We start from the raw sequence: 21,754 nt of genomic DNA, 5'->3' as shown, positions 1-21,754 counted from the left end.
CGGCTTGCGCGCCTAGTCTCAATTTTCTGCTCAAAGCAAAATGCCCTAACAAGCATTGCAAAAAAACAAACCCGCTTCGGCGGGTTTTGTTTTCTGGAACATGTATTTTATTTTCATTATTAATTAGTCAATTATTTCAGTATAGTAACAACATATAGCCATTAAAGGTGTAGGTTCAGGTAATGCCAGAGCGATTTGTATTTAGACAGATAGACTATAGAGATCTACCAACATTTCTAGCAGATGGAGAGGTTCGTTCAAAAAACCATCCTAATCCACAGATCTGTCATCAAACTAGTTATCAGAATCTAGTTCAACGGCGTGGCACAAATAATTTTCAGCTACCTTTTGGTGGGGTGGTTAATGACTGCGTTGCTTTCTATTTCTCCCCGTTAACGTCATTTACCTGTGCCATTCATCGTGGGTCTGTAGATGTGATACCGCCCAATGATGGAGCAGCATCAACAAAATCTCGATTAGATGATAGAGTTTTTTTGGTCGCTAGAGTTACGGATTTATACATTGCTGGTCTAGAATGTTGTTTTAGTAACTATGCACTTACTACGACAGTACCTAAGCCAATTGTTGTTAGTGATATTAATATGCTTGAAAGCCACATAGACTGGACTATGTTTGACGAGGATGAGTTTTATTTTGCAGGTGAAATCCCTGAAATTGGATATAGAGGGGCATGTAAGTTTTTTTATAGCAGAGCAACGCCTGAACGATATCAGCGACGTGGGTCAATTAGAATGGCAGAGTTTTTGGTTCGCACTGCGGTTCCTATGAACACGTTCATTTGCGTGGTGGCTCCAAATGCACAAAAACAAGCTCTTGTGAGTAATATGATTCAATCTGCTGGTTATCAATTACCTGTTTATTCTAAACCTGGATGTTTTGTGATATGAGTATTACATTCAAATCAGGGGATTTGTTTTTAGATAAAGCCGAAGCCTTGGTAAACACGGTTAATTGCGTCGGAGTCATGGGTAAGGGAGTAGCGCTTGAGTTCAAGCGTCGTTGGCCAGAGAACTACAAAGCTTACAAGAAGGCGTGCAATGCCAAAGTTTTGCGTCCTGGCTCCATGCTGATATTCGAGCTTACAAATTTGTTTGGTAAAAGCGAGCCTAAATTTATTGTGAACTTTCCAACAAAAGATCACTGGCGAGCCAAATCTAAACTGGAATATATTTCCGAAGGGCTAGATGCCTTAGTCGGTGATATAAAAAGATACAAAATTAAATCAATAGCTCTTCCACCATTGGGGTGCGGTAATGGTGGGCTTGATTGGGATGTGGTGCGCCCAATCATATTGGAAAAACTGTCTGTATTGGATGATGTTAGTGTTTCTATTTACGCACCTTTAAATGAAAGTGACGATCCAGAGTATGTTGATACGAATTTAAAAATGACTCAAGGTAGGGCGATTTTTCTAAAATCGATTGCCGAGCTTGAAACTTCTTTTGGGGGGGTATTGGATCGCCTTTCTCTTCAGAAGATTGCTTATTTTTTGCAGGTTATGGGTGTGCCATTAAATCTGGATTTCACTAAAAATCTTTATGGACCATATTCAGAAGCTTTAAAAAAAGCGATAGTTGCTCTTGAGGTTGATTACAAATTAATAGCCGGCTTTCAAACAGATAGAGAAGCACATGTTACGCCGGCTGGATTTGCAGTTGCAGAAGACTATTTGAAAAATGATGAGAAAAGCGAAGCAGTTATAGATAATTTAACGAAGCTAGTTGATGGATTTGAAACTCCGTACGGTCTAGAGTTGCTATCTACTGTACATAAGCTAGCCACTACATCAGAGGTAGGTAACAACGATATTAAATACATTGCCTCAGAGATGGTTGCTCTAGAAAAGAATAAACGAAATGTGTTTCCAGAGGAAGAAATACGATTAGCTTTTCATAGGCTTAAGGAAGACAATCTGCTGTAACACTTTACTTATTAAATTGGCCATCATGGGTGAATTAATCAAGGTGTTGCGCGCTTGCATTGACATCGAACGATGCTTGGATCGTATGATAACCATTCAAAACAAGCAAACTTTTAATAATTGCTCACCCGCTTCGGCGGGTTTTGTTTTATCTATCATTCTCCGTCATAATTACGGTTTATGCCGTTTGCCTCACTCGCATTAATAGCATCCCCTCAAATCAACGAAAGAACACAATGACAATTGCATTAGAAACCTTAACCCAACGCTTAAGTTATATCGTGGGTGAAAATATGGCGCATCAGCTTAAAAATGATGGCTTAGCCTTAGACGCAGACGTAGTCGCACTGGCAGTTAAAGATGTAATGGCGGACACCCCATCACGTTTAACTGATGCAGAAAAACGCAGCACAGTTGAGCAAGTGCAAAAGGAGAGCCAAGAAAAACAAATGGCAGCACAGGCTGAACAGTCTGCAAAAAACCAAGCTGAAGGCGCGGCTTATTTGGCTGAAAACGCTAAAAAAGAAGGCGTGATCACTACAGATAGCGGCTTGCAATATAAATCATTGGTGGCTGGCGATGGCGCAAAACCAAGCAGAAGCAATAAAGTAAGAGTGCATTACAGAGGCACATTGATTGATGGTACGGTGTTTGATAGCTCTTACGACCGTGGTGAGCCTATCGTTTTCCCGGTAACTGGCGTGATTGCTGGTTGGGTTGAAGGTTTACAGTTAATGAACGTGGGCAGTAAATTTGAGTTAACTATTCCATCAAACTTGGCTTATGGCGCTAACGGTAGCGGCCCAGTGATTGGCCCAGATGCTACATTGGTTTTTGAAGTTGAGTTATTAGCGATTGAATAATCGCTAATATGACGAGGGTAGATAACTTAGTTTATCTACCCTGTTACACCCTATCTCGTATTGTCTGGCACTAACACTCCACCTGCTTCAATCTTTTATAATCCCCCTATGCAATTACATTACCAAACCTTAGGCGATCAAATCTCAGGTAAAAGCCCACTCATTTTACTGCACGGTTTATTTGGCTCTGGCGATAACTGGGGAACGGTTGCCAAGCATTTTTCGCAGCACCACCAAGTGATTAGTGTAGATTTACGCAACCACGGCAGATCACCCCATAGTGACTCACAAACCTATCCCGAGATGGCAGATGACCTGCTGGAATTGTGTGACGCGCTCAGCTTAGACCGCATCCATTTAGTTGGGCATTCACTAGGCGGAAAAGTTGCGATGCAATTTGCTACACAATACCCTGATAAGCTAGAAAAATTGATCGTGGTGGACATGGCTATACGCACTTATCCCGATGCTTATACGCATATTATTGATGCCATGATGGCTGTTGACCTCAGCACCATGCAAAGCCGCGGTGATGTGGATAAAGCATTGACCAGCAAAATCCCCCACGCGATGGTGCGTCAGTTCTTACTGTTGAATTTGATCAAGCCCGAAAACAACTTAACGTGGCGCATTAACCTAGCCGCGCTCAGAGCTAACTACCCTCACCTGACACAAGCCGTGTGTGAACATACGCGTTATGAAAAGCCTAGCCTATTTATCCGCGGTGAACGCAGTGATTATGTACAGGATGCCGATATTGAGCATATCAAAAACCATTTCACCAACGCACAATTTGCCAGCTTAGCAACAAATCATTGGGTGCACGCAGAGCAGCCACAAGCATTTATAGAAGTAGTAGCTAATTTTCTTGCGAGTGGCAAATAACATCACTTTAAGCCGCCGTTGGCGAATGTGCATGAAAATATAAAGCTAAAGTAGCTACCAGCGCCTACAGAATGCAAAAATATTGTCGTAACAGATTAAATATAGACTATGCTGATTGCATAATTAAGCACCATTATAAGAACATCAGTGCAGCAATATAAAATCAACCAAAAATCAAACACGCGTTGCGTGATAAAACTAAAGAAATAACAATAAGATGAAACGCAACAACATGATTGCATTGATAGTTTGTGGGCTATCAATTACAACGCAAAGCCATGCGACAAACGGCATCAATTTAATTGGCTACGGCGCAGAATCAACCCTGATGGGCGGTGCAGATACTGCTGTAGCCCGCGACACCAGCGCATTAAACACCAACCCAGCAGGTTTGGCGCAAATCAAAGGTAAATTGCTTGATGCTTATGGCTCAATGCTACGCACCACTGATTTATCACACCAAGACGCACGCAATGACCAGCATGCTGACAATCGCTACGTCATGCTTGCCGGTGGCGGTTATGCGCAGCAATTAGAAAACTCACCCTGTACCGTGGGCATTGGTTTTTTCTCACAAGGTGGCGCAGGCGCAGTGTTTAAACACATCAATACACCGTTTGGTACTGATGACGAAATGAGTTCAGTGTTTGGTATTGCAAAAGTAACGCCAGGCATTGGCTGCCAAGTGACAGACAATCTTGCAATCGGCGGCTCTATTAGCATGATTTACGCGAGTATTGAGCAAAAGTTTTTTTACCACACCCCGCCTACCTCTAGTTTCGCCGGCTTTAAAAACACAGGCGCAGACACGCTACGCTTTGGCTTTAAACTTGGCGCTCAATATAAGTTAAACGAACAGTGGGCACTAGGTGCAAGCTACACCGAAAAAACTGACTTACCGCTTACCGGCGGCACGGCCAAATTTAACTATGGCGCGGCTGGCGCTGTTAAATATGACAACCTGAGCATTAAAGGATTTGCGTTACCGCGTGAAGTAGCAATTGGCGCCGCGTTTAAGCCTAACCAAGATTTATTACTCTCAGCCAAAATCAATTGGCTTAACTGGGCAGATGCCATTAACGATGTAACCACTACATGGAGCGACACCTCAAGCGCGTTTGCACCCGCCTCAGTGGTGAATGTTAGCCAACAAGATTGGCGCAACCAAATAGTATATGCGCTAGGTGCAGCTTACACTTACGATGACAAAACCACTTTATATGCAGGCTACAACTACGGCAAAAATCCGGTGCCAAGAAATAACTCAAGTGCTTTGCTCGCCGCGATTTTAGAAGAGCACGTGACACTGGGCTTTGCCCGCAAGCTGGATGAAACTTGGAAACTCACGAGTGGAATTGAGTTTTTATTACCTAAAAAAGTGACTTACGACAGCCCAATATTTGGCAACAATACTGAAGTACGTAACGAAGGGTTCTTTCTGCATTTAATGCTGAGCAAGCAGTGGTAAATATAAACACCTCGCCTGACTCGGGCGAGGCACAAGCTGCACCCCAAACCCAAAGCTCCACCATGCTGTCATATCGTTACAAAGGCATCAACTTCATAGATGAGGCAAAAGACATCTGCCTCATCTATGATTAGCCACTCCATTTAACATGGCTTGGTGATTATTGTGCTAGCTAGTGTTGGTCGGTATCAAGTATTTTTGTATCAAAACCAAATACATTACCGGCCCATATCCACATCACCAAAGCCAACACCCCAAACGGCATATAGCCCATGTAGCCTAAAAGCGGCATTTCTGAAAATATGTGAATCACATTTACGTAAGGGATATCGTAAACCCAGTAATTAGGGTTAGTAATCGGCATTTGTGGATGTGCACTACCGTAGTTCCAGCACTCCCACACAAAACCATTTAACATGGTAGCTAACGCAATGAGCAGTGCAGAGGTCCAGTTGCCTTTCGCCATATCAGCAAACGGTGTCCAAATATTAAGCTTGATGAGTAAACCTGAAAACACCATCAATACACCTATCCACAGCACCCAAAATAATGGATAAGGCCAAAACACCATAAGAAATAATAATGCATAGCCTGCATACAATAAGACATTGCCCTTGATAGAAACCTTGGGGCCTTGCGAGTACCTGCTAGCCAAACTAGGACAGGCGTTTAACAGCATGTACCATTGGAAGATAGCAGGCCAAACAGTCGTATAAGCTAACAGAAATATCACCACCACCGCCTCATGGGACAGTGATGGAATGCTCTCTGTTTGCGGATAATACCAATTACCTAACGCAAAATAATTGTAATACTCAAACATACGCCAACCAACCAAGGACACCAAGGCGCTGATAACTAGTGTTTTAGGTTTGGATGACAACAAAGACTGCCCATTGTTATAACGATAAACAACGCCGTCTAATGTAAAAATAAAGCTCCACCAGAGTGGTGTAAATGCATAGTAAACCAAGCTGCCAAATATAGTCACTCGCGTCCACATCAGCCACCAGAAAAACAGCGTAGATGCTAAACCTAGCCAAAACCAAATAGGCAAAGGTAAGGGTTTGTTAGGTGCAGCAGGCTCCACCTTTTTAAACCCAAATAACGTGGGGGAAATATATAGCGCCAACACAACTAACTCTACTAGGGCTAACGCACAGAATACAACTAAATTAAAACCTGGTGCTTCTGCTACAAACTGCGGGGGGAATACGCCAAAACCAGGCGGTAAATGCGTATCGGGGTAAGCAAACCAGCTCGCGATTAGTGGGACGATTAAAGCGAGCATGATGGGGATTATTAGTTTTTTCTTCATTTGCAATCTCATTGTTAATAAAAAAGTATCGCTACACTTATCTACAATTTGAATTTACAAATCTGCCAACAAATAATCTGGACGCGTTAATTTCGGCAAATCCGTTCAACTGTCTTGCTTTTAGTATATTGAGGTCAAATGTTTCATCGCCAACCAAATAAGAAGCTCGTTTGCATGCCTGTAAACTCAAACCAAGCAAACAGTATCAGTCAACAAACTTAGAAACAATCACCCAAATAGAACAAATAGTTAAGCACAAAAACCCACCAACCACTCAACAAACGCCCTACCTCACCACAGCTTTTCTGCCATATTCTGTGATTTGATTCTATCAATCCACCACTTCAAGCCAGCACCAGCATCACTGCTGCGCCAGGCCATGTAGATTGATTCTGGTTGGCGTGGCTCTTCGACCTGTTTTTCTACTAGTAAGCCTTTTGTGATAGCACCACGCGCTAATGGCTCTGGTAAAAAACCAAAACCAAGCCCAGCTAGCTGAAACTCATACTTTGTACGCATATTGGATACCGCTAAGGCTTCCTGCCCAAACAGCAATCCTACGGTGCGTGGCGGCAACTTCCGCACCGAGTCACTCACCGTGATAGCGCGATGCTGATATAACTCAGCCTTACCTAAGGGCTTATCCACACTCGCAAGTGGGTGACTAGGCGCAACGGCAAACACAAAATTGATGCTATCAATCACCTCAGCATGATATCCGCCACCAGATGGCCCCTCGCCCGCAGCCCCTATCAGTAAATCCACGCGCCTATCCATCAGCGCCTCCCAACTGCCTGACAGTGCCTCTTGTGCAAACCGCAGTCTGGTCAGGTTAGCTACTTTATAAAATTCGGCAATATCCTCAACCAACGCAGTGGGGGAGAACACGGAATCCATGCCGATGGACAGCTCGGTTTCCCAGCCTGACGCCACGCGCCGCACTCTATGCTCAAGGTCCTCTGCCGCTTTCAACAGATAGCGCCCTTCTTTTAATAGCTCTTTACCCGCGCTGGTTAAACTGACTTTAGGGCCTTGGCGCTCGAATACCTGCACTCCTAAATCCTGCTCCAACTTACTGACCGTGTACGAGATGGTGGACGGAACCTTGTGTAATTCGTTACCCGCAGCAGCAAACGATCCACCACGGTCAATCGCATCAAGAATTAATAAAGAATCTAGGCTTATTCTGAACATTCGAAATTTTCGATGATAGGTTGATAATTTTTCCGTTTTTCATCAATGAAATAACGGCTCATAATGCTTCTCACATTAACCGGCAATCATTTAGCAGAGAATGTGATGTTTTAAATTATCGCATATACACAAATGATACCAAAGCATAAAGGAGATTGATGATGTTACAAGTTCTTAAAAACGGACAACGCGGTGCAGCTGACCATGGCTGGTTGCAATCAAACCACTCATTCTCATTTGGCCATTACTACAACCCAGAGCAAATGGGATTTGGCCCCCTGCTAGTGATTAACGAAGACCGCGTACAACCTGCGCGTGGCTTTGGCACACACAGCCATGAAGACATGGAAATTATCAGCTACGTATTGAGTGGCGCACTAGAACATAAAGACAGCATGGGCAATGGCTCTGTGATTAGCTACGGCGACGTGCAAAGAATGAGTGCTGGCACTGGTGTGAGCCACAGCGAATTTAACCACTCCAGTACTGAACGTGTGCACTTTTTGCAAATTTGGATTAACCCTAACGTAACCGGCATTGCACCAAGCTACGAGGAAAAGCATTTTGATAGCGCATCAAAAACAGGGCAACTGCGTTTGATTGCCTCTCAAGATGGCAAAAATGGCTCAGTGTTGATTCACCAAGATGCAAGCATCTATGCCGCAATATTAAACGGAGAAACCAAATTGGCTCATCAATTAGCCCCTAACAGAACAGGCTATGTGCATTTGATTAGAGGCCAAGTTGAAATTAACGGCATTAAATTGAGCACAGGCGATGCATTAAAAATTCAAGAGGAATCTTTGATTGAGTTTAGCAATGCCGCAGACGCCGAGCTATTGATGTTCGACCTCCCTTACTAACTTTTATTTAATTTTAATTACTTTATATTTTTTAGGAACAATACCATGACACAAGAAACCATTTTAATCGTAGGCGCAGCAGGCAATAACGGCGTAGCTGCAATTGAAGCATTAGTGAACAAAAATGATAGCAATATCAAAGTAGTGGCTGGCGTAAGAAGCGCAAGCAAAGCCGCGCAGCTTAAAGAAAAATTTCCAACTATCGAAACCGCTATTTTTGATCTAGACGAACCAGCCACCTTGAAAGCAGCTTTTGAAGGGGTGACAAAAGTTTACATCATTCCAGGTAACGTAGAGAACAGAGCACAGCATGCTAAAAACACAGTGGATGCAGCGGTGGCAGCAGGCACAGTAAATCAAGTTGTATTGTTATCGGTAGTAGGCGCAGAGTGGGAAGCAATTTTGTTTGCTAAACAATTCCGCGAGGCTGAGAAGTATCTGGAAGCATCAGGTTTGCCATGGACGCACTTACGCACGATCTGGTTCCAAGATAACTTTTTTGGATGGGCCGATGGCGTAAAAAGCGGCAAATTATACTTTGGCATCAGAGAAGGCAAACTTGCGCCATTAAACGTGCAAGACATTGGCGAAGCAGCAGCCGTGACACTAACAGCACCAGGCCATAGCAATAAAGCTTACAACATTACCGGTCCAGAACTGTTATCAGGAAGCGACATTGCGGCAGTGTTCTCACGTGTCACTGGCCACAGCGTGGACTACGTATCACCAGATGAAGACACTACTTATGCATCACTAACCGGTTCAGGCTGGCCAGAATGGCAGGCAAAAGGTGTTCTGGAGCTATTTGAGGTGTTTGCCTCAAACCAAGCAGCGGTAGTCACTACTGATGGTGAAACCTTATTAGGCCGTCCATTAACCCGATTTGAAGACTACATTACTGCCAACAAAGCCGCTTTTATTTAAATTAGCGTAGCGGCTAAAGCACTCCCGAGCAAAAGCTTGGGAGCTTTAATCCAATCAAGCACATACAGAAAAGAGAATAATGATGATTTTAGAAAGAATCTACACTTGGAGAAACTCCATTTTCAGCGCAAATACTGAGCAAGAAGCCAATACAACAGACTTACAACAATCTGATTTAGATGCAAAATTCAGAGAAGAGGAGTCATGGTTGGGGATAGGATGACAACCCTAAGCTGGCTTGGCGGTAACAATTTAGCAACTGCCCTATCGCACAGCCAGCTTAGCATTAGCCAAAACGGTAAGAAGCCATTACCACATCAAACACAGTATCAGTAAAAATACGCTCTCCCACACTATCAGCTGCCGCACCAGCTACCACCATTAAAGGGATTAAGTGATCCTCGCGCGGATGCACCAAACGCGCAAATGGCGCCTGCTCCCAATCTGCCAAGGCTTTATTTCGCTGCTGTGGGCTAGAATTAGCAATCGCTTCATATAAATACTGCTCAAACTGTACTGAAGGCTCAAACGATACCGGCCGGCCGAAACCACGCATATTATGATAAGTAAGCCCACTGCCAACAATCAACACACCTTCCTCTCTCAGCGGCGCAAGCGCTTCACCCAGCTTGATATGCTCAAGTGGATCATAAGTGGTTTTCATTGATAGCATCACCACAGGAATATCTGCATGCGGATACATCAGCATCATGGGCACAAAAACACCGTGATCAAAACCACGCTGCTCGTCTTCAAGCACCTTCACGCCGCTTAATGCCAACAGCTCGCCCACGCGCTTAGCTAAGGCAGGACTCCCCGCTGCAGGATACTGCACATGATAGGTATGCTCGGGGAAGCCAAAATAATCATACTCCATAGGCGGCTGCTGGGCTGTGGATACCGTAAACTGCGGCTCTTCCCAATGACCTGTAATCACCAAAATCGCCTTGGGTTTTGCTGGTAAGCTGGCAGGCAGTTTGGCCAACTCAGCCTCTGTAACGGCAAAGCGCTGACGCATATCTTCAATATACGGCCACGGCCCACCACCATGAGAAATGAACAATACTGGGAGTTTAATGTTTGGCTTCATAACTACTAAGCTACACCTAATTACTTAGGTTTAAAACCATACAGCAATTAATTTACAAATCATTTACAAGTTATTTACAATTAGTAAGATTTAAGTTTATACTAATGCTTATAAATTAAGCCTTTGCATAAATAGCAGGCAAAAAAAGACCCCAACCAAGGGGATGAAATCGGGGTCCAAAAAATGCCTCATCGTCTAAGGCTTCCGCTCAGGGAGGATTGGAGCGGAAAGGTAACTTGCGTTACCTGTAAGCTCTGACTAAGCCTTTTCAAAATAAGTTCCAAACACTTTTGTTTTTTATATCACCCCTATTCTCAGCCACTGCTCTACCTCCCTCAACAAAGCAAGCCACTGGTATCAGCTGAGTTGCAATACAACTCCAGCGCATACATGCAAAACATACATAAGTTGTCGCCACATATGAAATATTCGCATTAAGTAGTCATGCTAAAATATCGACTATGAATAGCCAACCGCAAACCACCATGCAAGATCCCCTTTTAGCCGGCCTCAACAATAAACAGCTAGAAGCAGTTACCTTACCCCAACAATCTGCATTGATTTTGGCAGGTGCAGGCAGCGGTAAAACACGCGTACTTACCGCACGTATTGCGTGGCTGATACAAACGGAACAAGTTTCCCCTACCGGTTTGCTGGCTGTGACATTTACCAACAAAGCAGCAAAAGAGATGCTCACGCGCATCACTGCATCATTACCTATCAACACGCGCGGCATGTGGGTTGGCACCTTCCACGGCCTGTGCAACCGTTTATTGCGCGCACATCACCGTGAGGCAGGGCTTCCAGCCAGTTTCCAAATTTTGGATATTGCAGACCAGCTTTCCATGATTAAGCGCTTGATGAAGCTGATGAATGTGGATGATGAAAAATTTCCACCTAAGCAGGTGCAAAACTACATTAACGGCTGTAAAGATGAGGGGCTGCGCGCGCATGCAGTTGATGCCTACGACCCGCACTCACAAAAACTGCGTGAGATTTTTGAAGAATACGACAAGCAATGCCAACGCGATGGCGTGGCCGACTTTGCCGAGCTGCTATTGCGCTGTTACGAGCTATTAGAGCGTGATACTAATATCCGCCTGCATTACCAAAGCCGTTTCAGATACATCCTGGTAGATGAGTTTCAGGATACCAACCGCTTGCAATACCAATGGTTAAAATTATTGGCCGGCAAAGACAACTGTATGTTTGCCGTGGGTGATGATGACCAATCTATTTACGGCTTCCGTGGCGCACGCGTTGGCAATATGCGTGACTTTGAAACTGACTTTAACGTACAAAGCGTAGTGAAGCTGGAAGAAAACTACCGCTCACACAGCAATATACTAGATGCAGCCAATGCCATTATTTCACACAATAAAAACCGCCTAGGTAAAAACCTATGGACCAGCGCTGGTGCCGGTGAGCCGGTGCGCGTGTACCAAGCCTACAACGATAATGATGAAGCCCAGTTTATTGTAGATGAAATTAAAATGCTGCATGCAGAAAGCACAGAGCTGGGCGAAATGGCTATGCTCTACCGCTCCAACGCGCAATCGCGCGTATTGGAGCATGCATTATTCTCTGCCAATTTACCGTACCGAGTATATGGCGGCCTGCGCTTCTTTGAACGCGCCGAGATTAAACACGCGCTCGCTTACATGAGGCTGATTGCCAACGCTAATGACGATACCGCCTTATTACGTGTGATTAACTTCCCCGCGCGTGGCATCGGCGCACGTAGCTTGGAACAACTGCAAGAGGCAGCGCGCGCGCAGAACTGCAGCTTATGGCAAGCTGCAATTAACAAAGTAGGTAATGGCAAAATTGGCGGCAAGGGCATAGATGGTTTTGTCGCATTAATCAGGCAAATGGTAGACGAAGCTTATGGCATCAGTCTGGCAGAACTTGCGGAGCTTGCTACCACCCTCTCTGGCCTCAAAGCACATTACCAGAATGAAAAAGAAGGCGAAGACCGTATTGCCAACTTGGAAGAGCTAGTCACGGCGGCAGTAGCTTTCACCAATCAGGATTTTGGTAACCATAGCAATGCGGATGGCGAAACCGAGCAAGACCTACTTACACAGTTTTTAAGCCATGCCAGTTTAGAAGCAGGTGAACACCAAGCAGACGTAGGACGCGAAGCCTTGCAGTTGATGACCGTGCACGCATCTAAAGGCCTAGAGTTTAAAGTAGTGTTTATCAGCGGCTTGGAAGAAGGCCTGTGCCCGCATGAGCAGAGCACTTACGAAGCCAATGGCCTAGAAGAGGAGCGTCGTTTAATGTACGTAGCGGTAACGCGTGCGCGCCAACGCCTGTATTTAAGCCACGCGCAAAGCCGCATGTTGCATGGACAGGTACGCTACGGCATTCCTTCACGCTTTTTAGATGAAATTCCGGATGAACTGCTCAAACATTTAAACAGTAAACCTGTGGCAAAATCAGGCTACGGCAGAGATTACAACGAGCTGCCTGCAGTGATGAGTAAACAGCAAAGCAGCACGCAAAAAAGCGCAATGCCATGGAAAGTAGGCCAGCAAGTGGCTCACAATAAATTTGGCAATGGCGTAGTAGTGAGCTACGAAGGCAACGCTAACGATATGCGCGTGCAAGTGAACTTTGGACGTGAAGGCCTAAAATGGCTGGCGCTAGAGTTTGCTAAATTGACTGCTATCTAAACCCTGTTCTGCCTAGCGTAAACCTTAACAGGTGTGCCAGGCAGGTTGCTAATTCAATTAAGTTAGATAGCTTGTTCAGGCGAGCTAGCCTGACTAGTGTTGTCTATGCTAAAAATATCAGCGTAGCTAGTATATAAACTGGCCATCATGACTGGAATAATGGCGACAAACACCACAGAAAAAACCACATGCACACTTACAACCAACCACATGGCAGCCATTAGAACTGCCATAAACATCAAGCCATAAAGCAAGAATGGCAGCATATTCTTCAAGCAGGCCACAAAGCTTAATTTCATTGCATCCACTGCTTTTAATTGGTTAAGCCCAGCCAATACAGGTGCAAACCAGTAGCCCATCAAGACTGGCATCAACAAAAACATGGCAATAAACAGCGGCAAGATTACAGTACTTGCCTGCTCAGGGCTCAGGTCTTTACCTTGCGCAATCAACTCTACCGCTCCTCTATCTAGCATCAACACCACTAAAACCGCAATCACCAGCAAACTCATCATATAAAAGCCGCCCACTGCCACTAACTGTGAAGTGTTTTGCTTGAAGCCCTGAAACAGATGGTTGATTTCTAAATCTTGATTACGTGTGAGTGCTTGGCAGCCCCACATCATGCCTGCCGCAAATACTGGCGCTAACAAAGTGCTGACCACAGAGCCCAAAATCGGCACCATTGAGATAGGAATCATGATAGCCAAATAAATCAGCAGCAGAATTACCCACATCACAGGGTTAGCTCTAAACAAGCTAATGCCGTTTACAATCCAAAGCCATGCATTTGCCGCCGGCACTTGTTTAACTGCTGGAGATTGCGTGTTTAGATCGTCTGCCATGATGCCTTCACCTCTAGTTTCAAATCAGTAGTTTTAAATCAGCCTACTGTAATAACCATTCTACGCTAACGTACAACAGCTTAATCCAGTTTGATTAATCCTATTTTTAATTAAGATTGTGCGGTTCTTAACTTAAGTATATTTTTAAAATGATTTGGGTCTTTTGCGTGCGTTAACTCGCCCGCTTGCGGATAAATCTGGTCGTACAGTCGCGACAGCCAGAAACGCAAGGCGGCAATACGTAACAAACCATTCCATGCCGCATGCTCTGCCTGCTCAAATGGACGCACCGCTTGGTAAGCCTGCAACAACGCTTCCACTTTTGTGGCATCTAACTGCCCATCCGCCTGCACGCACCAGTCATTTGCCACTATTGCCAAATCGTACGCCAGTACATCATGACATGCGTAATAAAAATCAATCAAGCCGCCGACTTTATCGCCATCAAACAATACATTATCGCGGAACAAATCAGCATGGATAATACCTTTAGGTAAGGCTGAAGCATCCAGCCCAGCTTGGAACGCCAATGTTTCATTCAGTAACTTTTGGTCATCTGCCGGCAAATGCGCCATCACCTTTTGTGCAGTTTGATTACGCCAGTCTGCACCACGCGGGTTTTGATGCGCCTGCCCGGAGTACTGCGAAACAAACGACTGCCCTGCCTGATGCATTTGCGCCAGCACACGGCCAACCTCGGCACAATGCACGCTATTAGGGGCTGTAATGTCCTGACCATTCAGGCAGCTGATTAACACGGCAGGTTTACCATTAAGCATGTGCAAATTAACGCCAGCTTTATTGCTAATCGGGTCTGGACAAGGCACACCGTGCGTGGATAAATGGTGCATCAAATCAATGAAGTAAGGCAGTTCATCTATCGTGTTGTGTTCAAACAGTGTCAGTACATATTTATTTTGTGTGGTAGTCACAAAATAATTGGTATTGGTAATGCCTGAAGAAATACCTTTCAACTCAACCAGCTCACCGATGGAGTAATCTTGAAGCCATGCTTGTAGTTGTTGGTTGTTAACTGAGGTAAAAACAGACATAGGTATAATTTAAAAAACTGGAAAAAATTAAAGGCGGGGCATTATATCAAGCATGTAGATGAAAGCGCTGTTTGCATCCACATGCCCGCTTTGGTCAATATGGTGAATTAAAATCTAAAGATAGTCCATTTAGGGATAGATAGCGGCGGATTAGGCCCTACGTTTACCCAGGCGCCGTCTTGGTCTTCTCTATGCAGGTAGTAAGGCACGCCATGCTTAGGGGTCACCTTCATCATGTACAGCTGGCCACCAACACGATATTCCTCTATGGTTTCACCATTCTTTTTAACAATGGTAACTTCCGGCTCATCTGGAACATCTTCTGAGCTGATGCTAGGCGGTGGGATATCTTCCAACGGCTGCAGATTAGATGGCAACTCTCTAGCTTGCAACAGCGTTGGCGCTAGCATTGCTGCGAGTAATAAAGCACTTAGATTTTTGTAATTTTTACGCATCATCATTACCACCCTTTACGGCATCAACATCATCAACTAAATAAGTGCCCATTCTATCAAAAACCATCCGGTATAAGGCCATATCATTACAAATAAAGCTGGATGCGCTCTTCTTCTGCAGAAAGCTTGAAACCGCGGGTTTCGTAATGTTTGAAAATGGCTTGCACAATCTCTTCCGGGTCATCAATCATTTGGATTAAATCCAAATCGCTGCTAGAAATCATATCTTCGTTCACCAAAGTAGTTTTCACCCAGTCCACCAGTCCACGCCAGAATGGTTCGCAAACTAAGATGATGGGAATCCTCAGCGTTTTACCAGTTTGCACCAGAGTAATCGCCTCCATCAGCTCATCTAAAGTACCAAAGCCGCCAGGCATCACCACATACGCGCTCGCATATTTTACAAACATGACCTTACGCATAAAAAAGTGCTTAAAGTTCTGGCTAATATCCTGATAAGGATTAGCATTTTGTTCATGCGGCAACTCAATATTTAAGCCTATGCTTGGCGACTTGCCTGCAAATGCGCCCTTGTTGGCAGCCTCCATAATACCAGGGCCTCCGCCAGAGATCACAGCAAAGCCAGCATCAGAAAGGCGTCTTGCGATGTCCACTGTCAACTCATAATACGGGCTATCCGGCTTGGTGCGTGCACTGCCAAAAATAGAAACCGCAGGCGTAATTTCTTTAAGCCGCTCGGTCGCATCCACAAACTCAGACATAATCTTAAACGCATGCCAAGACTCAAGGCCGGTATGGTGCATGCCTTGTACGTCAGGGTCGGTAATTTTTGGAATTTTTTTAACTATGGTCATGACGATTAATCCTTGATGAATGAAATACCAAAATTTACACAGGCTAAATTAAGCAGCTGCGCATAAACAATTTTTAAGCATGTCATATATGTTTTATTATGTAGGCGATTAAAGACCGTTGGCAACAACCTATTGCAATTATTTGCCTAAAGCTGGGCGATTTAATGCAATGCATGCTCGCATTTTTTGGATTTATATATGAAAACTTTATTATTGGTGGATGGCTCATCTTATTTGTATCGGGCATTTCATGCCATGCCCGACCTGCGCAACTCGGCCAACGAGCCGGTAGGCGCCATTCAGGGCGTACTTAACATGCTGCGTCGCCTACATAAAGACTACCCTGCTGAATACAGCGCCTGCGTATTTGATGCCAAAGGCAAAACCTTCCGCGATGACATTTACCCAGAATACAAAGCCAACCGCGCCAGCATGCCCGATGATTTACGCTCGCAAATTGAGCCATTATTTGAAACCATACGCGCCATGGGCTGGCCATTGATTGTTGAAGATGGCGTAGAGGCGGACGATGTAATTGGTGCACTGGCCAAACAAGCTGAGCGCCAAGGCATTAAAACCGTGATTTCTACAGGCGATAAAGACATTTCACAACTGGTGAACGAGCACATTACCGTGGTCAACACTATGCGCGATGCTTTCCGCAAAACCGATGACGTGCTGGATGTAGCCGGCGTAGAAAACAAATTTGGCATCCCGCCAAGTTTAATTATTGATTACCTAGTGCTGATTGGCGATACTTCAGACAACGTGCCCGGGGTAGAAAAAGTAGGCCCAAAAACCGCGGTTAAATGGCTAAAAGAATACGGCACGCTGGATAACATAGTCGCTAATGCAGACAGCATCAAAGGCGTGGTCGGCGAGAACCTACGCAAAGCACTGCCGTGGTTACCCACCGCGCGCGAGCTGATTACCATCCGCTGCGACGTAGGCATCCGCGACCACTTTGATGAGCTGGTACAGCAAGCGCCGGACAAAGCAAAACTGGCCGCATTATTTGACCACTTTGAATTCAGAAGCTGGAAGCGCGAGTTGGACAACATGCCAGACGCAGCACCGCAACCCAGTATTGAAAACCAGCCGGCAGGTACTTCAGGTGATTTATTCAGCACACCCGCACCCACGCCTAAACCTAATACCGAAGCTAGAACTGAAACTAAGCAGTTCAGCTACACCCCAAACACCAGCCGCCAATATGAAACCATACTCAGCGAGGCAACTTTAGATACATGGCTTGCCAAGCTTAACCAAGCTGAGCTCATATGCTTTGATACAGAAACCACTTCACTAGACCCGCTCACCGCCCAAATTGTAGGCATGTCGTTTAGCGTGGCCGCAGGTACTGGCGCCTACTTACCGCTCACGCATGATTACTTTGACGCACCCGCGCAGCTACCACTGGCGCAAGTTTTAGCCAAGTTTAAGCCTTTGCTGGAAAACCCAGCCATTAAAAAAGTAGGGCAAAATTTAAAATACGATAAACACGTATTGGCTAACCACGGCATTGCACTTAATGGCATTGCGCACGACACTTTACTGCAATCTTACGTGCTGGAAAGCCACCGTGGACACGGCATGGATGAACTCAGCGCCAGACACTTAGGCATTGAACCCATCAGCTTTGAGCAAGTGGCAGGCAAAGGCGCCAAGCAAGTGGGCTTTAATCAGGTAACGGTAGAGGTTGCCGCAGAATACGCGGCTGAAGATGCTGACATTACCCTGCAACTACATGAGGCACTGTCACCACAAGTACTGCAGGACAGCAAACTCCATTTTATTTACAGCCAAATTGAAATGCCTTCAATGGAATGCCTGTTTACTATCGAGCGCAACGGCGTACTGATTGATGCCAATATGCTCAACCGCCAAAGCAACGAAATCGGCATGAAGCTGATGGAGCTAGAAACACAAGCTTTTGAGCTTGCTGGGCAGCCATTTAACTTAGGCTCACCTAAGCAATTGCAGGAAATCCTATTTGGTAAACTCGGCATCAAGCCGATTAAGAAGACCCCTTCTGGTGCACCGTCCACAGATGAAGACGTACTACAGGAACTGGCGCTAGATTACCCATTGCCGAAAGTGCTGCTGGAGTATCGCGGTTTAGCCAAATTAAAATCCACCTATACCGACAAACTGCCAAAAATGATTAACCCGCACACCGGGCGTGTGCATACCAACTACAACCAAGCTGTGGCAATTACCGGCCGCTTAGCCAGTAGCGACCCTAATTTACAAAACATTCCGGTACGTACCGCCGAAGGCCGCCGTATCCGTGAAGCGTTTATCGCACCGCCGGGCAGCCATATTGTTTCTGCCGATTACTCACAAATTGAGCTGCGCATCATGGCGCATTTATCTAAAGACACAGGCATGCTGCAAGCCTTTGCCAACAATGAAGATATCCACCGCGCCACCGCTGCCGAGATTTTTGGCGTAGAACGCAGTGCTGTAGACAACGAACAGCGCCGCTATGCCAAAGTGATTAACTTTGGCCTGATTTATGGCATGAGTGCTTTTGGCTTGGCGCAAAACCTCAACATTGAGCGCGGCGCTGCACAAAGTTACATAGAACGCTACTTCGCGCGCTACCCAGGTGTGCGCCAATATATGCAGGACACACGCGAACTCGCCAAAGAAAAAGGCTATGTAGAAACCTACTTTGGCCGCAGATTGTGGGTGCCAGAAATCAATAGCGCCAACGGCATGCGCAGAGCAGGCGCCGAACGTGCCGCCATCAACGCACCGATGCAAGGCACCGCGGCAGACTTAATCAAACTAGCAATGATTGCGGTAGATAAATGGCTGAAAGATGAAAAACTCAACACCAAACTTATCATGCAAGTGCACGATGAGCTGGTATTAGAAGTGCCAGACGCAGAGCTTGAGTTAGTGAAACAAAAACTACCAGAACTCATGCAAAGTGTAGCCAAACTGGATGTGCCGTTACTGGCTGAAGTTGGCGTAGGTAACAACTGGGAAAGCGCGCATTAATCCTTAACATTGACTCATAGCGGTTCACGGGCGTATTTAAACAATCATGCAAAAAGATAATCAGTCTATCGGCATTTATATCATTGGCGATGAAATCCTCTCTGGAAAACGGCAGGATGCGCACCTAAGCTTTGTTATACAGGCATTAAAATCACGCGGTTTGCAACTGGCATGGGCGCATTATTTGGGGGATATACCTGCACAGATTACTAGCCTGCTACAAGCCAGTATGCAGCATGGCGATATTGTGTTGAGCTTTGGTGGCATTGGTGCCACGCCAGATGATTACACGCGCCAGTGTGCGGCTGATGCTGCCGGAGTAGCACTCACCCGCCACCCGGGTGCCGTTGCCGAAATTGAGGCGCAATATGGCGAAGGCGCCTACCCCAAAAGAGTGTTGATGGCAGACTTACCAGCAGGAGCAGAACTGATCCCCAACCCAGTGAATCGCGTAGCGGGCTTTGCCATCAACCAGCATTATTTTGTGCCAGGCTTTCCACAAATGGCACACCCTATGGTGGAGTGGGTGCTGGACACGCATTACCCCCACTTGTTTCACCAGCAGGATTACACCGAGCTATCGATTTTGGTGATGGACGCCGGTGAAAGCCAATTAATTGACTTAATGAATCATATCGTACAAAAATACCCGGGGCTTAAGCTTTTTAGCCTGCCTAAGCTGGATAATCGCCGCACCACAGAAGTGGGAGTCAAAGGCGCTGCGGCAATGGCAAACACGGCATTGGAGGAAATCAAACTGGCAGTCAGCGCATTGAATTTTCCATGGACAGAGCACTAAGGGTTGCCTAGCACTAAGGCTGATTAATTCACCATGAAATGTAGAGAGCATTGTGGCGCGTGTTGCATCGCGCCCTCTATTAACAGCCCCATCCCCGGCATGCCGAACGGCAAGCCTGCTGGCGTGCGCTGCGTACACCTCAATGAGAAAAACATGTGCAAGATTTTTGGCCAGCCAGAACGGCCCGCATTTTGTGGCGGCCTACAGCCTAGTGCAGAAATGTGTGGAGACACGCGTGAACAAGCGATTACATGGCTAACAAATCTAGAGCAAATCACCGCTCCTACGCTCACCCAGCAATAACACCGCAACAAAACTCACAGCGGCAGCAATGGAAACATAAGCCCCCACCCATGCCAGCCCGCCGGTTGCCACCAGCACTTGTGAAATATAAGGTGCCATTGACGCGCCTAAAATACCACCAAGCTGATAAGCCAAGCCCGCGCCGGTATAACGCACCGCCACCGGAAACTGCTCAGGTAGGTATGCTCCCATAGGCGCAAATGTGGCTCCCATTAAGAACAGTGCTAGAGATAAAAACAGGGTTACCTGCGCTACTGAGCCGCTTGCAAGCAAGGGGTTCAGCGCAAAGCCTGCCAGCACCGCCAGTGCACTACTAATTAACAGCACAGGCTTCCGCCCATAGGCATCACTCAACTTTGCAGAGATAGGCGTAGCAAGCGTCATAAACAAAATAGCAACACATAACATGCCCAGAAAGTCGCTGCGCGTAATGCCCAAATTAGCCGTGCCATAACTCAAGCAAAACACCGTGGCAGTATAAAATAAGTTATAGCACACCACCATCGCTAACGCACCCAACAACACAGGACGCAAATGTTTGTTTAACAAAGGCTTAATTGGCATGGCATGGGTTTTATTCTGTTGCAGCGCAGTCGCAAAGGCTGGCGTTTCTGCTAATTTAAAACGCACATACAACCCCACTCCCACCAGCAATGCACTGGCAATAAAAGGCAGGCGCCAGCCCCAAGCTTTAAACTGTGCGTCCGTTAGCCATACCGACAAAGCAAGATAGCTCAAGGTAGCCATTAAAAAACCAACCGATGGTCCCAATTGCGGAAACATGCCAAACCAAGCGCGCTTACCTTGCGGCGCATGTTCGGTAGCCAGCAATGCCGCGCCACCCCACTCACCACCTAAGCCCAAGCCCTGACCAAAACGCAATATACATAGTGCAATTGGCGCCCAAATCCCTAACACTTCATACCCGGGCAGCAGCCCTATCAGCAAGGTAGAAATACCCATCAGTAGCAAAGAGGCCGCTAGCGTTGTTTTACGCCCAACCTTATCGCCAAAATGACCAAACACAACCGCGCCAACCGGTCTGGCAATAAAAGCAATGCCGAAAGTTAAAAATGCGTTAAGGGACTGTGTTGCGGGGTCACTAGCAGGAAAGAACACCTGCCCAATCACCAAAGCCGCCGCCATGGCGTAAATATAAAAATCGTAAAACTCAATCGCAGTACCAATAAAGCTGGCAAAGGCAATGTGCGTGGTTGATGGCTTCTGCATAATCCGACTCAATAACAAACT

General features: G+C 45.9%; 20 protein-coding genes. 12 read left to right on the top strand and 8 right to left on the bottom strand.

Going from position 1 to position 21,754, the window contains the following annotated elements:
- Window positions 1-182: 182 nt before the first annotated feature.
- The 5 genes from VGD82_RS12670 to VGD82_RS12650 all read left to right on the top strand — a co-directional run bounded on the left by VGD82_RS12670 (window position 183) and on the right by VGD82_RS12650 (window position 5,158).
- The gene (locus VGD82_RS12670) at window positions 183-908 is read left to right on the top strand and encodes a DarT ssDNA thymidine ADP-ribosyltransferase family protein (protein ID WP_331020703.1); all 726 of its coding nucleotides are present in this window, start codon (window positions 183-185) and stop codon (window positions 906-908) included.
- Window positions 905-1,942, top strand: a complete 1,038-nt coding sequence (darG, locus tag VGD82_RS12665; protein WP_331020702.1) for a type II toxin-antitoxin system antitoxin DNA ADP-ribosyl glycohydrolase DarG — start codon at window positions 905-907, stop codon at window positions 1,940-1,942. Before VGD82_RS12670 ends, darG begins: the two co-directional genes overlap by 4 nt.
- 236 nt (window positions 1,943-2,178) lie before the next feature.
- The gene (locus VGD82_RS12660) at window positions 2,179-2,805 is read left to right on the top strand and encodes an FKBP-type peptidyl-prolyl cis-trans isomerase (protein WP_331020701.1); all 627 of its coding nucleotides are present in this window, start codon (window positions 2,179-2,181) and stop codon (window positions 2,803-2,805) included.
- Between the two features lie 108 nt (window positions 2,806-2,913).
- On the top strand, window positions 2,914-3,690 hold the full coding sequence (locus tag VGD82_RS12655; RefSeq protein WP_331020700.1) for an alpha/beta fold hydrolase: 777 nt from the start codon (window positions 2,914-2,916) through the stop codon (window positions 3,688-3,690).
- 217 nt (window positions 3,691-3,907) lie between these two features.
- The gene (locus tag VGD82_RS12650; protein WP_331020699.1) at window positions 3,908-5,158 is read left to right on the top strand and encodes an OmpP1/FadL family transporter; all 1,251 of its coding nucleotides are present in this window, start codon (window positions 3,908-3,910) and stop codon (window positions 5,156-5,158) included.
- A 172-nt stretch (window positions 5,159-5,330) separates the two neighbouring features.
- Here VGD82_RS12650 and VGD82_RS12645 read toward each other — a convergent pair whose 3' ends face one another.
- Window positions 5,331-6,476, bottom strand: a complete 1,146-nt coding sequence (locus VGD82_RS12645; RefSeq protein WP_331020698.1) for a mechanosensitive ion channel protein MscS — start codon at window positions 6,474-6,476, stop codon at window positions 5,331-5,333.
- 291 nt (window positions 6,477-6,767) lie between these two features.
- Window positions 6,768-7,670, bottom strand: a complete 903-nt coding sequence (locus VGD82_RS12640; RefSeq protein WP_331020697.1) for a LysR substrate-binding domain-containing protein — start codon at window positions 7,668-7,670, stop codon at window positions 6,768-6,770.
- A 161-nt stretch (window positions 7,671-7,831) separates the two neighbouring features.
- Between VGD82_RS12640 and VGD82_RS12635 the strand changes: the two genes are divergently transcribed.
- From VGD82_RS12635 to VGD82_RS12625, 3 genes are all read left to right on the top strand, one after another.
- Window positions 7,832-8,533 carry a pirin family protein gene (locus tag VGD82_RS12635; protein WP_331020742.1) on the top strand — a complete coding sequence of 234 codons (702 nt, stop codon included), beginning with the start codon at window positions 7,832-7,834 and terminating at the stop codon, window positions 8,531-8,533.
- Window positions 8,534-8,578: 45 nt separating this feature from the next.
- Window positions 8,579-9,457 (top strand): SDR family oxidoreductase, encoded by an 879-nt coding sequence (locus VGD82_RS12630; protein WP_331020696.1) that lies wholly within the window; start codon window positions 8,579-8,581, stop codon window positions 9,455-9,457.
- A 79-nt stretch (window positions 9,458-9,536) separates the two neighbouring features.
- A complete protein-coding gene (locus tag VGD82_RS12625; protein WP_331020695.1) occupies window positions 9,537-9,680 on the top strand; it encodes a hypothetical protein in 144 nt (47 codons plus the stop codon).
- Window positions 9,681-9,743: 63 nt separating this feature from the next.
- Here VGD82_RS12625 and VGD82_RS12620 read toward each other — a convergent pair whose 3' ends face one another.
- Window positions 9,744-10,547 (bottom strand): class III extradiol ring-cleavage dioxygenase, encoded by an 804-nt coding sequence (locus VGD82_RS12620; protein WP_331020694.1) that lies wholly within the window; start codon window positions 10,545-10,547, stop codon window positions 9,744-9,746.
- 461 nt (window positions 10,548-11,008) lie between these two features.
- Between VGD82_RS12620 and VGD82_RS12615 the strand changes: the two genes are divergently transcribed.
- Complete coding sequence (locus tag VGD82_RS12615; RefSeq protein ID WP_331020693.1) at window positions 11,009-13,225, top strand: UvrD-helicase domain-containing protein; 2,217 nt, start codon at window positions 11,009-11,011, stop codon at window positions 13,223-13,225.
- A gap of 62 nt (window positions 13,226-13,287) precedes the next feature.
- Here VGD82_RS12615 and VGD82_RS12610 read toward each other — a convergent pair whose 3' ends face one another.
- From VGD82_RS12610 to VGD82_RS12595, 4 genes are all read right to left on the bottom strand, one after another.
- Window positions 13,288-14,070, bottom strand: a complete 783-nt coding sequence (locus VGD82_RS12610) for a BPSS1780 family membrane protein (RefSeq protein ID WP_331020692.1) — start codon at window positions 14,068-14,070, stop codon at window positions 13,288-13,290.
- A gap of 110 nt (window positions 14,071-14,180) precedes the next feature.
- Complete coding sequence (locus tag VGD82_RS12605) at window positions 14,181-15,122, bottom strand: homoserine kinase (protein WP_331020691.1); 942 nt, start codon at window positions 15,120-15,122, stop codon at window positions 14,181-14,183.
- A gap of 107 nt (window positions 15,123-15,229) precedes the next feature.
- Complete coding sequence (locus VGD82_RS12600; protein WP_135277913.1) at window positions 15,230-15,583, bottom strand: DUF2782 domain-containing protein; 354 nt, start codon at window positions 15,581-15,583, stop codon at window positions 15,230-15,232.
- A gap of 80 nt (window positions 15,584-15,663) precedes the next feature.
- Entirely contained in the window at window positions 15,664-16,392 is a 729-nt protein-coding gene (locus VGD82_RS12595; protein ID WP_331020690.1) for a TIGR00730 family Rossman fold protein, read from the bottom strand.
- Window positions 16,393-16,590: 198 nt separating this feature from the next.
- Between VGD82_RS12595 and polA the strand changes: the two genes are divergently transcribed.
- The 3 genes from polA to VGD82_RS12580 are packed head-to-tail and all read left to right on the top strand — an operon-like array spanning window position 16,591 to window position 20,503.
- Complete coding sequence (gene polA / locus VGD82_RS12590; RefSeq protein WP_331020689.1) at window positions 16,591-19,401, top strand: DNA polymerase I; 2,811 nt, start codon at window positions 16,591-16,593, stop codon at window positions 19,399-19,401.
- 46 nt (window positions 19,402-19,447) lie between these two features.
- A complete protein-coding gene (locus VGD82_RS12585; protein ID WP_331020688.1) occupies window positions 19,448-20,200 on the top strand; it encodes a competence/damage-inducible protein A in 753 nt (250 codons plus the stop codon).
- Window positions 20,201-20,233: 33 nt separating this feature from the next.
- Window positions 20,234-20,503, top strand: coding sequence for a YkgJ family cysteine cluster protein (locus VGD82_RS12580; RefSeq protein ID WP_331020687.1), 270 nt, complete (start codon window positions 20,234-20,236; stop codon window positions 20,501-20,503).
- On the opposite strand, the gene VGD82_RS12575 is transcribed toward VGD82_RS12580, so the two are convergent.
- On the bottom strand, window positions 20,465-21,733 hold the full coding sequence (locus VGD82_RS12575; RefSeq protein ID WP_331020686.1) for an MFS transporter: 1,269 nt from the start codon (window positions 21,731-21,733) through the stop codon (window positions 20,465-20,467). The genes VGD82_RS12580 and VGD82_RS12575 overlap by 39 nt on opposite strands.
- Between the last annotated feature and the right edge of the window lie 21 nt (window positions 21,734-21,754).

Origin of the sequence: Methylotenera sp. (assembly GCF_036401095.1) — a bacterium.
Taxonomy (GTDB): domain Bacteria; phylum Pseudomonadota; class Gammaproteobacteria; order Burkholderiales; family Methylophilaceae; genus Methylotenera.
The sequence above is the reverse complement of the archived record's forward strand: the minus strand, read 5'-3'. Positions and strand labels throughout refer to the sequence as shown.